Source organism: Salinifilum ghardaiensis (assembly GCF_054491345.1).
The window spans coordinates 2036528-2049865 of sequence record NZ_CM137101.1 but is presented as its reverse complement, the minus strand read 5'-3'; the positions used below and the strand labels follow the sequence as shown (position 1 = coordinate 2049865).

The window sequence follows — 13338 nt, the reverse complement described above, 5'->3', positions numbered from 1 at the left end:
AGGGCTGATGCGAGACGGTTCCTCAGACCCAGCTCATGACAACCGCCCGGAAGAGCGCAGCTCACCGCCCACGCGGTGCAGCCGCTCACGTGTGCGGAGCCGAACGAGTGCTGCCTGCGCAGACGGAGGTCGCGTGCGACGTGCTGAACCTGAACAACGTCGAGACCGAGCGGAGTCGTGGTGCGTGGAGCGTGCGGAAGTCGAACGCATGGATCCGCAGCGCTACGACAACGCCGTCCTGGCGTTGGCACAGTTGCTCGAGAGCTGGCACCACAGCATCGAGAAGCGCTCACAACCATGAGGCCGACACGGCAGACCGTGTCCAGCAGACGCCGAACGCGTCGGCCTCGGGCGTGCATCCGGACATGATCACCAGCGCAACCACCGGGAGGCCCCAGTTCATGGCTCGTTCGCGGAAACATCCAGGCAAGCGCGCCGCGGCATCGCTCGACGCGGTGGAACACGCGCGCGTGGGGATCTACGTGCGGCGCTCCACCGACGACGAGCGGCAGCCGTACTCGACCGAGGCCCAAGAGGAGCGCCTCCGCGCCTACGTCGACTCCCAGCCCGGCTGGCAACTGACGCACCGCTTCAGCGACGACGCTTCCGGCGCGAGCGCCAACCGCCCCGGCTTGAACGAAGCCCGACACGCCGCGCACAACGGCACCATCGACGTGCTGCTCGTCTACCGCGTCGACCGCTTCTCCCGCAACCTCGGCGACATCGTCACCCTGCTGGAAGAACTCGAAGAAACCGGTGTCGTCTTCCGCTCGGCCACCGAACCCTTCGACACCTCCACCCCCATGGGCCGCATGCTCGTGCAAATGCTCGGCATGTTCGCTCAATTCGAACGCGACACCATCGTCGACCGCACCACCAACGGACTCGAACGCAAAGTCGCCAACGGCCAGTGGAAAGGCGGCCGCCGCCCCTACGGCTACACCGTCGACCCCGACACCCACCACCTCGTCCCCGAACCGCACGAGGCCGCCGTCGTCCGCCTGATCTTCCGCCTCTACACCGACCAACACCTCGGCAGCACCGCCATCGCCGCAACCCTCAACGAACGCGGCCATCGCACCACCAACACACGCCGCTGGTCCGGCCGCAGCGTGCTGGCCGTGCTCACCAACCACCTCTACCTCGGCGAACTCACCTTCCGCGACACCCACGCGCCCCAGGCCCACACCCCGCTGATCACCCGCGAACTCTTCGACCGCGCCCACCAGCTGCGCACCCACCGCCGCGACCACCGCACCCCAACCACCTGCACTCCGTCCACCAGCGACTTCCTGCTCAGCGGACTGCTGCACTGCCCCCACTGCCACGCAGCCATGGTCGGCACCCGCGCCACCGGCAAAACCACAACCTACCGCTACTACACCTGCTCAACCCGCGCCCGCTACTCCACCGAGGCCTGCAACGCCGACCGGCTCGCCGCCGACGCCCTCGAACGCGCCGTGCTCCAGCCCCTGACCCGCGTCTACCGCCACCAGCGCCACCGGCTGCACGACGCCGTCACCACCGCCCAACAGCAGGCCCGCGCCCAGCAACACCACCTGCGCGCCGAACACGACACCGTCACCACCGAACGCGCCCGCACCGACCAAGCCCTGCAACGACACCTCACCGCCTTCGAACACGGCGAACTCGACACCACCGTGCTCAGCAGGCGCGTCGACGAACTGACACGCACCCACCGCCAGCTGGCCAGCCGCGAGCAGGAACTCACCACCCAGCTGACCGAACCCACCCACCCCGACGAGGCCACCCTCGAAGCCATCACCGAACAGCTCAACACCGTCCTCGCCACCGGCCCCCAGGCCGAGGCCAAAGCCGTGCTCGCAAAACTCATCGCCACCGTCCGCGTCACCGGGCCCCAGCACGTCGTGCCCGTGTTCCGCATCCCGGCCGACGACGCCGCACCCGCGGCATCCACGCAGGACACGGCATCGCCGGCCGGGGTTCGCACAGTGCCACATCAGCGGAGGCGGACGGGAATCGAACCCGCCTGACCGAGCTTCTCGGCCACGTCGGTTTTGAAGACCGCGGGGCCCACCAGGACCCAGACGCCTCCGCGGGGCAGCGTAGTAGACATCGGCCTGGCAGCAACGTCGCAGACCTCGGCGCGTCGAGCGCTCCACACGGCAACGCGGTTGGGAGGGCCCAGTTCTGCTCCGCACCTTCCCCGCGGTCACCGCCAACCGCGTCCGCGGTGAGCACCGAACGGGTGCTCGCTGGGAGCGCTGCACGGCGCGGCCCCACGCGGACGCCGTCAGCGCAACGACGCCTCGAGCACGGAGTACGGCCCGGCGCCGCGCGCCGGTGCGACGCGGTCGAAGTTGAATCCTGCGGCGTGGAACAACTCCTCGAACTCCGCACGGGTGCGCTCGCGACCGGTGATCATGCCGAGCATCGTGAGGTCGGAGTACTTGCTGAAGTGCGGTTGGTCGTCGTCGGGCATGACGGTTTCGACGACGACCAGGCGGGCGCCGGCATCGGCGGACGCGGCGATGCGCCGCAGCAGTGCGGTGGCGGCCTCGTCGTCCCAGTCGTGCAGGACCGTCGACAGCAGGTACACCGCGCCGCGCGGCACGGACGCGAAGAAGTCACCGCTGACGACGTCGACGCGCCGCTCCAGGTCCGAGTCGTGGACCCGCTGCTCCGCCGCAGGCACCACCGCGGGCAGATCGAACACGACGCCGGACCGGTCGGGGTGTTCGCGCAGGAGGCGTGCGAGCACGGAACCGTCGGCCCCGCCGACGTCGACCACCGGGTCACCGGGTGGCAGCGGGTAGCCGTCGAGCGTGGATTCCTTGACCACGTCGGTCAGGTCCGCCATCGCTGCGCTGAACGCCTCGGAGCGCTCGGGCACTTCGACGAGCCAGTCCATGAACGGGCGGCCGTAGTGCACCGTGGCCGCGGGGGTCCCGGTGCGGACGGTCTCGGCGAGGTGCGCGAACGCCGGGTAGTGCGTTTCCACCAGCATCAGCGTCATGTCGCGGATCGACTGCGGCGCGTCCGCCGCCAGGCACCGCCCCAGTTCCGTGGTGGCGAACGTACCCGGAGTCGGCTGGTGGAACACGCCGAATCCGGTGAGCGTGCGCAGCAGCCGGAAGACCGCATCCGGACAGGTGCCGGTGCGTTCGGCGAGATCCGCGGTCGTTCGCGGGCCGGAGGCGAGTTCCGTGGCCAGGTCGAGCTTCGCCACCGCGTACAGCGCCTGGGACACCTCGAATCCCTGCACCATGCGCAGCAGCCGCAGCGGTGGCGCGTTCTCCGCGGATGCGGTGTCCTCCGCGGGTGCGGCACCCTGCGGGGATGTGGCGGCCTGCGGGGAGTCCGGGTCCGCTGTCATGCTTCCGCACCTTTCCCGCCTCGACGCGACGAGTGCCGACCGTACCGCCGAGCCGCGCGCATGAGTGCCCTCCGACCGCGAATTCCACCGCAGGGACGAATCGGATTCCCGGGGCGCGTCGACCGAGCCCTTCGCCGCGCGGTCACCGCGCTCGAGCACAGCACCCACCTCCGTGCAGGAACCACGTGCCATGATCCGTTGGAGCGACCCCGGCCCACCGCAGCGCGGCCACCGCCAACGGGTCCAGAGCGCTCGCGTCCCCGTCAGCGCGGAGCAGTTCCTCCATCGCGCGGAACGCGAGGTCGACCGCGATCTCCTCGTCCTCGGGGCGGCGGAAGTGCTTGGCGCCGCGCAGCAGTCTCCGCTCGACCTTCTCGGCGCGTTCCAGCACCTGCTGCCGCTCGTGTTCGCGGCGCGCACGGCGCAGCCGGCGCGCGCTTTCCTGGCCGCCTCCGCGGCGAGGAGTTCGGCGAACCACTCCGGTGCCGTGTCCGGCCGCGCCTTCCAGCCACGCGCTCGCGCGGCGGTGAGCTGTTCGCCAACTCCCGCTGCGCGCATCGCGTTGGCGACATCGCGCACCCGCAGCTGCACGGCGCTCGCCACGGCGACGGGGCACAGGGCGCGGTCCGCGCGCTGCCGCGCGGTCCGGTCTCCGGACACGTCACATCCTCCAGCACACCAGTCGTTTTCACGCCCGCCCCCGGCCAATCGCCCCGCAGTCCGGCGCACGCCGGCGACTCCGCGGTCCCACCGAAGGCCGGGAGCCGCGTGGCGATCCGGTCCTCGGCGGACACCTCGAGAACCCGCAACCGCCGCGCGGTGGGCACCGCACCTCCGGCCAACGGCACAACCCGAGCGTGCCCGATGTCGAACTCGTTTTCGACCGAGCAGTGCGAGGTCCACACGACCGTGCGAAGTGCCTGTCGCACCCGCCGCCCGACACGACGAGGCGTGTCGGCCTCCGACCGGACCTGCCCCCGCCGCCTATAGTGCGGTGCATGGCGGACGAACGCCGACGGATCCCCGGAACGGGCTGGCTGCTGCACTCCCCGGAACTGGCCGCGCCGATCGCCCGGCTCGGGCGGCCGCTGGTCAAGAGCGTGGTGCAGCGCGTGCAGCAGCGCGCCCGCGACGGCGAGATCGACCCCGACGAGGTGCTCGACGCGGTGCACGCCGCCCTGCCGCGCGCGGCCACGCAGCTGCGCCACGTCGTCAACGCCACCGGCGTCGTGCTGCACACCAACCTCGGCCGCGCCCCGCTGTCGGAGGCGGCGGTGCAGGCGATGGGCGAAGTCGCCGCGACCTGCGATGTCGAGCTCGACGTGCACACGGGTCATCGCGGCGGTCGCGCGGTCGCGGTGCGCGCGGCGCTGCGCGGGGCGGTGCCGGAGGCCGAGGACGCGCACGTGGTGAACAACGGCGCGGCGGCGCTCGCACTGGCTGCGACCGCGCTGGCCGGCTCCGGCGAGATCGTGCTGGCGCGCGGTGAAATGGTGGAGATCGGCGACGGTTTCCGCATCCCCGAACTGCTCGAGTCCACCGGTGCCCGGTTGCGCGAGGTCGGCACGACCAACCGGGTGCGCCTGGAGGACTACCGGGCCGCGGTGGGACCGCGGACGGGGTTCGTGCTCAAGGTGCACCCGTCGAACTTCGTCATCCGCGGGTTCACGGCCTCGGTGCCCCCGGCCGCGCTGCGCGAGCTGGAGGTGCCGGTGGTCGCCGACATCGGTTCGGGCCTGCTGCACCCGGATCCGGTGCTCGGCGACGAACCCGACGCGCGCGGCCTCCTGCGCCAGGGCGCGGACCTCGTCATCGCCAGCGGCGACAAGCTCCTCGGCGGCCCGCAGGCGGGGTTGCTGCTCGGCGAGGCCCGGCTGATCAGCCGCCTGCGCGCGCACCCGCTGGCACGGGCGCTGCGCGTGGACAAGACGACGCTGGCCGCGTTGGAGGCCACGATCTCCGGCCCGGAGCCCCCGGTCTCGGCGATGCTGCACCAGGACCCGCAGAGTCTGCACCGGCGCGCGCACCGGTTGGCCGAGACGCTGTCGGCCGCGGGGGTTCCGGCCACCGCGGAGTCCGCGGAGGCCACCGTCGGCGGGGGCGGTGCTCCCGGTGTGGCGCTGCCGAGCGCGTCGGTGGCGCTGCCGGAACGCTACGGCAAGGCGCTGCGCGGAGCAGATCCCCCGGTGCTGGGGCACGTGGAGCGGGGGCGCTGCGTGCTGGACCTGTTCGCGGTACCCGAGGACGAGGACGAGCTGCTGTGCCGGGCCGTGCTCGCGTGCGATTGAGGTGAGGGACATGCACGTCGTGGCCACCGCCGGGCACGTGGACCACGGCAAGTCCACGCTGGTGCGCCGGTTGACCGGGACCGACCCGGACCGCTGGGCCGAGGAGCACCGGCGCGGGCTCACGCTGGACCTGGGGTTCGCCTGGACGGGCCTCGACGACGGCTGCGCGGTCGCGTTCGTCGACGTCCCCGGGCACGAGCGGTTCGTCGGCAACATGCTCGCCGGGGTGGGGCCGGTGACGGCGGTGCTGTTCGTGCTCGCCGCCGACCAGGGGTGGCAGGCGCAGTCCAGCGAGCACCGGGACGCGCTGCACGCGCTGGGCGTGCGGCACGGGCTCGTGGCGATCACCCGCTGCGACCTGGCCGATCCGGCGCCCGCGGCCCAGCAGGCGCGCGAGCAGCTCGCCGGCACCGGGATGACCGACCTGCCGGTGTGCCCCGTCAGCGGCGCCACCGGCGAGGGCTTCGCCGAGCTGCGCGCGGAGCTGGACGCGCTGGCGCACCGGCTCCCCCGCCCGGACGCGGAGGCGGCCGCGCGGATCTGGGTGGACCGCTCGTTCACCGTGCGCGGTGCGGGCACCGTGGTGACCGGCACGCTGCCGGCGGGGCGCGTGCGGCGGGGTGACCGCCTGCTGCTGCACCCGGGGCAGCGCCCCGTCACCGTCCGCGGTTTGCAGGCGCTCGGCGAGGACCGCGCGGAGGTGGTGGCGGCGGCGCGGGTGGCGGTGAACCTGCGCGGTGCCGAGCACCACGAGATCCGCCGCGGGCACGCGCTGGTCACCCCCGGGCGGTGGTGGTCGACCGGCACCGTCGACGTGCGCGTCGCGGGCGCGCCGGTGGCGGAGCTGCCGCGGGAGCTGGTGGTGCACGCGGGCACGGCCTCGCTCGCGGCGCGGGTGCGTCCGCTGGGCGCGGACACGGCCCGGTTGCAGCTGCGCGAACCGCTGCCGCTGGTGATCGGCGACCGCGTGGTGCTGCGCGACCCCGGTCAGCACCGGATCGCGGGCAGCGCGTGCGTGTTGGACGTGTCCCCTCCGGCGCTGCGGCGGCGCGGGGCCGCGCGGCAGCGGGCGCGCGCGCTGGAAACCGCGAACGGCTCACCGGACGCGTGGGCGGAGCTGCGCCGCCGCCGCATCGTGCGCGCGGCGGATCTGCGCGCCATGGGTGTGGCGCTGCCGCCCGAGCTGCGCGAGGACACCGCGGGCCCGTGGCTGGTGGATCCCCGGTACCGCGCGGAGGCGGCCGAACGCCTGGCCGAGCACGTGGCCGAGCACGAGCGGCGCCGCCCGCTCGACGGCGGTCTCGCGTCGGAGGCGGCGCGCCGGGCGCTGGACCTGCCGGACCGCGACCTGGTCGTCGAGCTGGCCCGCGAAGCGGGGGTCGTGTTCGCGCGCGGGCGGTTGCGCACGCGCGACGAGGTGCCGCAGGCGGCGCGGGAGGTGGCCGCGCGGGTGTGCGACGTGCTGTCCGAACGGCCGTTCCGCTCCCCCACCAGCGATGAGCTCGCCGAGCTCGGCGCCGGTGAGGCCGAGCTGGCCGCGGCCGAGCGGGGCGGGCTGCTGGTGCGGCTCGCGCCGGGCGTGGTGCTGGGGCCGCGGTCCGCGGAGCAGGCCGCTGCCCTGCTGGCCGATCTGGAGCAGCCGTTCACGCCGAGCCAAGCGCGGCGGGCGCTGGACACCTCGCGGCGAGTGGTGGTTCCGCTGCTGGAGCACCTGGACCGGTGCGGGTTGACGCGGGCGCTGCCCGACGGCACCCACCAGGTGCGCTCCGCGTAACCGACCCTGTCCCCTTTCGGGTACTGCGATCTCGCCGGTGCTGCGCGCATCGTGGGGGTGGGAGCTGGTCGCGGCGAGGGGAGGAAGCCATGCCGCCGCGCAGGATCTGGACCTGTTCGATCAACTTCGGGCTGGTCACGATCCCGGTCGACCTGTACAGCGCGACCGAGGATCGCAGCAACCAGTTTCACCAGTACGTGCGCGACACCGCTGACCGGGTGCGGCTCAAGCGCGTGAACGAGCGCACCGGCGAGGAGGTGGACTACGGCGACGTCGTGAAGGGCCGTGAGATCGGCGACGTGGTGGTAACCGTCGAGCAGTCCGAGCTGGACGAGATCGCACCGGGCCGGTCCCGCGCGATCGACATCGATCGTTTCGTGCCCGTATCGGAGATCGACCCGGTGTACTTCCAGCGGACCTACTGGCTGGCGCCGACCGGAGGCGCGTACGCGCGCCCGTACGCGCTGCTGCGGCGCGCGCTGCAGGCGTCGGGCCAGGCCGGCATCGCCACGGTGGTGCTGCGCGGCAAGCAGTACCTGACCGCCCTGCGCGCGGAGGACTCGGTGCTGGCGCTGGACACGTTGCACTTCTCCGCGGAGGTGCGCGATCCCGGCGGCCTCGTCGGCGATGCGGCGGAGGCGGTTCCCAGCGGCAACGAGATGCGCATGGCCGGCATGATCATCGACTCGATGAAGGGCGCCTGGGAACCGGAGCACTACACCGACACCTACGCCGAGCGCGTCGAGCAGCTGCTGGTGGAGAAGGCCCGGGGCGTCGCGCCGGCGCCGGCCGCGAGCCCGCCGGAGCCCACGGAGGTCACCGACCTGAGCGAGGTGCTGCGGCGCAGCGTCGACGAGGCGCTGCGGCGCAGCACCGAGGAGTCCCGCGAGGGCTCGGGACCGGTGCCGGGACCGCGGGACGGGCCGCGCGGCCGCTCGGGGACCAGTTCCTCCGGTGGGCGTTCGCGCGGAGCGCCCGGTGGGGCGCACCGCCCGGACCTGGCGGGCATGCGCAAGTCCGATCTCGCCGAGCGCGCCCGGCAGCTGGGCATCCGGGGACGGTCGAAGATGAGCCGCGGAGACCTGGAGCAGGCCGTTGCCGCCGCGGACGCGGGCGGCCGATCGCGGCGGGTGCCGTGACCATGGCCGGCACCGAGGTCTCCCACCACGTCACCGTCGACGTCGACGGGGTGCGCCTGACCCTGTCGAACCCGGACGAGCCGCTGTACCCGGCGGCCGGCTTCCGCAAGCGGGACGTGCTGTCGTACTACCACCGCGCGGCGGAGGCCGTGCTGCCGCACGTGCGCGACCGCGCGGCGACGCTGGTCCGCGCGCCGGACGGGGTGGGCGGTGCGTCGTTCTTCGAGCGGAACACCGGCAGCCGCGCGCCGGAGTGGGTGGACGCGGTGCCGGTCACCAGCGACGCGGACGGGTCCGGTTCGGCGACGAACCACCACGTGCGCATCAACGACCTGCCCACGTTGATCTGGACGGCGGACCTGGCCGCGCTGGAGCTGCACGTGCCGCAGTGGACCGTGGAACGCGACGGCCGGCGGCACCTGCCGGACCTGCTCGTGTTCGACCTGGACCCGGGCGATCCGGCCACGGTGGTGGACTGCTGCCGGATCGCCGAGCGGTTGCACCGCGTGCTGCACGCGGACGGGTTGCGGGCGTTCCCGAAGACGAGCGGGTCCGCGGGGATGCAGCTGTACTGCCCGATCTCGGTGGCGGAGGCGGCGCGGCCCGCCGACTACGCCCGGGAGCTGGCGCAGCGCTTGGCGCGCGAGCACCCCGAGCACGTGGTGGCCACCGCGGCCCGCGAGCTGCGGCGCGGGAAGGTGTTCATCGACTGGAGCCGGAACAACGCGGCCACGGCGACGGTGGCCGCGTATTCGCTGCGGGCGCGGTCCCGCCCCACGGTCTCCACGCCGGTCACGTGGGCCGAGGTCCACCGGTGCAGCGAGCCGCACCAGCTGGTGTTCACGGCGGAGCAGGTGCTGCGGCGGCTCGACTCGGGGCTGGACCCGTTCGAGGGCCTGCACGAGGCGCCGACCGCTCTGTGAGGCCGCCGGCGGCGGCCCCCGCGCGAGGAGTCCTCTGTGGATCGGCGGCGGGCGTGACCGGGTTCACCGCAGGTCGCACCGCGCGTCGCGGCACCGGCCGCGTGTGCTGTGATGACGCTCATGGGCAGCCGACCCGGGGGCTCACCGACAGCGTTGCGCGAGCTGCGCGCCGCCGGTATCGACCGGCCGTCGCTGCGCGCGGCGTACCTGCGGTGCCGGGAGATCAACGCAGCGCACGGACGCACCTACTTCCTGGCCACGCGGCTGCTGCCCGCGGCGCGGCGCCCCATGGTGCACGCGCTGTACGGGTTCGCGCGGTGGGTCGACGACCTCGTCGACGATCCGGAGGCCTCCCCCGCCGCGCGCCGGGAGGCGCTGCTGCGCGTCGAGCGCGAGCTGGACGAGTCCTGGACGGCCGGTGGGGGTGCCGATCCGCTCGTGACCGCGGTGGTCGACGCGGCCGCGCGCTACGAGCTGGACGTGGCGCTGTTCCGCTCTTTCCTGCACTCGATGCGCATGGACCTGACGGTGCGGGACTACCCCACGCGGGCGAGCCTGGACGCCTACATGCACGGCTCGGCCGGGGTGATCGGGTTGCAGGTCATGCCGATCCTCGGCACGTCCGTCCCGCGCGCGGAGGCAGCGCCGTACGCCGAGCAGCTGGGCCACGCGTTCCAGCTGACGAACTTCCTGCGCGACATCGCCGAGGACCTCGACCGGGGGCGGCTGTACCTGCCGGCGGACGAGCTCGCCGCGTTCGGGGTGGACCGGGAGCGGCTGCTGCGGTGCCGGCGGCGCGGGCGCGCCGACGGCCCGGTGCGGCGCGCCCTGGCCGACCAGGTGGCCCGCGCGCACGCCTGCTACCGCGCGGCCGAACCGGGGATCCGCTTGCTGGCGCCGCACGCGCGGCCGTGCGTGGCCACCGCGTTCACGCTCTACGGCGACATCCTCGACGGAATCGTCCGCTCCGGATACCAGGTGTTCGCCCAGCGCGTCACCGTTTCCCGCGCCCGCCGGCTGGGGGTGGCGCTGCCCGCTGCCGGCGCCGCCGGGCTGTTCCGCCTCGGCGCGGCGTGAGGCCGTCGCACCGCCCGGCGGCCGCCCGGATGTGTAGTGGCCGCTGAGCGGGGTATTCGCCGAGATGGCAGGAGTTGTGCGACGTGGCGAGACGTGGGGAAGCCGAGGATGACGGGAAGCGCTTCGGACTGGCACGAGCTGCACGCCCGCGCGGAGGCGCTCGCGCAGGCGAGCCACCGGTTGGAGAACCGCACCGCCGGGGAGCTCTCGGCCGCGGAACTGGCGCAGGTGCGCGAGGCGCTGCACAGCATCACCGGTGCTGGCCGGAGCCTGTCGCGGCAACTCGACCGCCTCTCGCAGCGGTGCCGCCCGGTCGGCCGGACCGAGCCCTCGGACAGCCAGGTGGCCCTGGACCAGGCCGCCGCCGCTGCCGAGGACCTCGGTGCGTGCTCCAACGCCGCCGCGCAGGCGCTGCAGGACGAGCAGGAGCAACCGCACACCGGTCAACGGCCCGAGGCGGGTGAAGTCCCGCGGCAGAGCGATCCGCCGCGGCCGTGACCCCGTGCGCCGGGTGCGGGTCGCGGAACGACCGGGGAGCGGACACGCCCGCCCGGCGCGGGTGACAACGCGGTGCCGCACTCCGCACACTGGTGGGTGCTGCCCGTGCCCGGCAGCGCACGAGGGCGACCGCCGTGCAGGCCACCCCGCGACGTGAGGGAGCGACCGTGTCCTCTTCCGCACCGCCCACCGTCCTGCTGACCGGCGCGACCAGCGGCCTGGGGCGCGCTCTGGCCGAGGAACTCGTCCGCAGCGGTGCCCGGCTGGTGCTGCACGGGCGGGATCGCGAACGCGCGGCCGCGGTGCGCGACGAGCTGGCGCGGTCGGCGGGCGCGGACGCCGTGGACGCGGTGGTGGCCGATCTGGCGCGGTTGCACGAGGTGGAGCTGCTCGCCGGATCCGTGCGCGACCGGTGCGCGCGGTTGGACGTGCTCATCCACAACGCCGGGGTCGGCCCCGCGGACGGCGGGCGGTCCGAGAGCGCCGACGGCATCGAGCTGCGCTTCGCCGTCAACCACCTCGCCGGGTACCACCTCACCCGGCTGCTGCAGCCGCTGCTCGTCTCCTCCGCCCCGGCGCGGGTCATCAACGTGGCCTCGGCCGGCCAGCGCCCGATCGACTTCGACGACCCGTTGCTGACCACCGGCTACACGGGGTCGCGCGCCTACGCCCAGAGCAAGCTGGCGCAGATCATGAGCACCTTCGACCTGGCCGACGAGCTGCGGCCGCACGGGGTGCTGGTCAACGCGGTGCACCCGGCGACCTACATGAACACGCCCATGGTGCGCGCGGCCGAGATCAGCCCGGTCAGCGACGTGTCCGAAGGGGTGCACGCGGTGCGGCGCCTGGCCTTCGCCCCGGAGCTGGCCGGGACCACGGGGGAGTACTTCCACGGTGTGCGGCAGGCCCGCGCGCTCGACCAAGCCTACGACGCGGGCGCCCGCGCACGGCTGCGGGAGGTGTCCGACGACCTCATCCGGCGGGCTCAGCAGGGGAGCACCGCCGCACGGAGCACGCGGAGCGAGGAGGTCTGATGGCAGCTGCTGGTGGTCCGGGCACGATCGTGGTCGGGGTGGACGGCTCCCCCTCGGCGAAGGCGGCGCTGCGCTGGGCGGCTCGCCAGGCCGAGGCGACCGGGGCGCGGCTGCGCGCCGTGGGGGCGTGGGAGTTCCCCGCCTTCTACTCCTGGGAAGGCGGCCCGATGCCGCCGGACGACTTCGAGGAAGCGGCGCGCACGGGCATGAACGAATCGGTCGACGAGGTCGAGCACGAGGGCACGAGCGCGACGATCGACCGGGAGATCCACCACGGCCACGCGGCGCAGGTGCTGCTGGACGCCTCCCAGGCCACCGGGGTGGAGCTGCTCGTCGTCGGCAGCCGGGGGCACGGCAGCTTCTACGGCGCGCTGCTGGGGTCGGTCAGCCAGCGCTGCGCCCAGCACGCGAAGGTGCCGGTGGTCATCGTGCGCGGGCAGGGCACGACCGGCGGCGGGGATCAGTCGGCCCGGTAGCCGAGCTGCTCGGAGAGTCCGGCGGCCCCGCTGCGGGCGAGCTCGACGAAGGTGGCCGCGGCCTCGTCGTTCCACCGCAGGATCGGCACGGAGATGCTCAGCGCGGCGACGACGGTGCCCCGGTGGTCGCGGACCGGGGCGGCCACGCAGGCCACGGCGTCGTTGGACTCGCAGTACTCGCGGGCCACGCCCGCCTCGGCGACGGCGGCGAGTTCCCGGTGCAGGGACTCGCGGTCGGCGATGCTGTTGGCGGTCATGGTGGTCAGCGGCTCCTCGCCGCAGAGCGCGTCGACCTCCGCTGCGGGCAGCGCGGCGAGGAGGGTCTTGCCGAGAGCGGTGCAGTGCGCCGGCAGCCGCCTCCCGACCGCGGAGACCATGCGGACGGGGTGGCTGCTGTCGACCTTGGCGATGTAGAGCACCTCGGCGCCGTCGCGCACTCCGACGTGCACCGTTTCGTGGCACTGCGCCGCGGTGTCCTCGGCGGCGCGCTGACCGACGCGGGCCAGGTCGAGCCGTTCGAGGTAGGCCGAACCGAGCTGGAAGCCGCGCACGCCGAGGCCGAACCGGTTGCTGTCCCGAGCGGTGGGGGCGAGGTAGCCGCGAGCGGTGAGGGTGCCGATGAGCTCGTGCACCGTGGTGCGGGGCAGGCCGAGGCGCTGGGTGATCTCGGGTGCGCTGAGCTCGGCCTCGTCGAGGAAGAGTTCGAGCACGTCGAAGGCGCGTTCCACGGCGGGTACGGACCGGGCCACGGCGTTCCCCCACTCCTTCACA

Annotated in this window: 12 protein-coding genes and 1 tRNA gene; 9 read left to right on the top strand and 4 right to left on the bottom strand. The window is 73.8% G+C overall.

Going from position 1 to position 13338, the window contains the following annotated elements; all coding sequences use genetic code 11:
- Positions 1–107 precede the first annotated feature (107 nt).
- Entirely contained in the window at positions 108–2015 is a 1908-nt protein-coding gene (locus ACVGV0_RS09285) for a recombinase family protein (RefSeq protein ID WP_459159467.1), read from the top strand.
- On the opposite strand, the gene ACVGV0_RS09280 is transcribed toward ACVGV0_RS09285, so the two are convergent.
- The 3 genes from ACVGV0_RS09280 to ACVGV0_RS09270 form a co-directional block, all read right to left on the bottom strand.
- Positions 1985–2077: transfer RNA gene (locus ACVGV0_RS09280), tRNA-Sec, on the bottom strand. The two genes, ACVGV0_RS09285 and ACVGV0_RS09280, sit on opposite strands and share 31 nt — an antisense overlap.
- 198 nt (positions 2078–2275) lie before the next feature.
- Positions 2276–3358, bottom strand: a complete 1083-nt coding sequence (locus tag ACVGV0_RS09275) for a methyltransferase (RefSeq protein ID WP_459159466.1) — start codon at positions 3356–3358, stop codon at positions 2276–2278.
- 142 nt (positions 3359–3500) lie between these two features.
- Positions 3501–3749 (bottom strand): hypothetical protein, encoded by a 249-nt coding sequence (locus ACVGV0_RS09270; RefSeq protein ID WP_459159465.1) that lies wholly within the window; start codon positions 3747–3749, stop codon positions 3501–3503.
- 607 nt (positions 3750–4356) lie between these two features.
- Here ACVGV0_RS09270 and selA point away from each other — a divergent pair.
- From selA to ACVGV0_RS09230, 8 genes are all read left to right on the top strand, one after another.
- Positions 4357–5646 (top strand): L-seryl-tRNA(Sec) selenium transferase, encoded by a 1290-nt coding sequence (gene selA / locus ACVGV0_RS09265; protein ID WP_459159464.1) that lies wholly within the window; start codon positions 4357–4359, stop codon positions 5644–5646.
- A gap of 10 nt (positions 5647–5656) precedes the next feature.
- Positions 5657–7420 carry a selenocysteine-specific translation elongation factor gene (gene selB / locus ACVGV0_RS09260; RefSeq protein ID WP_459159463.1) on the top strand — a complete coding sequence of 588 codons (1764 nt, stop codon included), beginning with the start codon at positions 5657–5659 and terminating at the stop codon, positions 7418–7420.
- Positions 7421–7509: 89 nt separating this feature from the next.
- Positions 7510–8559 carry a non-homologous end joining protein Ku gene (gene ku, locus ACVGV0_RS09255; RefSeq protein ID WP_459159462.1) on the top strand — a complete coding sequence of 350 codons (1050 nt, stop codon included), beginning with the start codon at positions 7510–7512 and terminating at the stop codon, positions 8557–8559.
- Positions 8560–8561: 2 nt separating this feature from the next.
- Positions 8562–9482: a non-homologous end-joining DNA ligase gene (ligD, locus tag ACVGV0_RS09250; protein WP_459159461.1), complete on the top strand. Its 921-nt coding sequence runs from the start codon at positions 8562–8564 to the stop codon at positions 9480–9482.
- A gap of 120 nt (positions 9483–9602) precedes the next feature.
- Positions 9603–10559: a phytoene/squalene synthase family protein gene (locus ACVGV0_RS09245; protein ID WP_459159460.1), complete on the top strand. Its 957-nt coding sequence runs from the start codon at positions 9603–9605 to the stop codon at positions 10557–10559.
- Between the two features lie 108 nt (positions 10560–10667).
- Positions 10668–11057: a hypothetical protein gene (locus tag ACVGV0_RS09240; RefSeq protein ID WP_459159459.1), complete on the top strand. Its 390-nt coding sequence runs from the start codon at positions 10668–10670 to the stop codon at positions 11055–11057.
- Positions 11058–11224: 167 nt separating this feature from the next.
- Complete coding sequence (locus ACVGV0_RS09235) at positions 11225–12091, top strand: SDR family NAD(P)-dependent oxidoreductase (RefSeq protein WP_459159458.1); 867 nt, start codon at positions 11225–11227, stop codon at positions 12089–12091.
- Entirely contained in the window at positions 12091–12567 is a 477-nt protein-coding gene (locus tag ACVGV0_RS09230) for a universal stress protein (protein ID WP_459159457.1), read from the top strand. The genes ACVGV0_RS09235 and ACVGV0_RS09230 overlap by 1 nt, the downstream gene beginning before the upstream one ends.
- On the opposite strand, the gene ACVGV0_RS09225 is transcribed toward ACVGV0_RS09230, so the two are convergent.
- Positions 12552–13316 (bottom strand): IclR family transcriptional regulator, encoded by a 765-nt coding sequence (locus ACVGV0_RS09225; RefSeq protein ID WP_459159456.1) that lies wholly within the window; start codon positions 13314–13316, stop codon positions 12552–12554. The two genes, ACVGV0_RS09230 and ACVGV0_RS09225, sit on opposite strands and share 16 nt — an antisense overlap.
- Between the last annotated feature and the right edge of the window lie 22 nt (positions 13317–13338).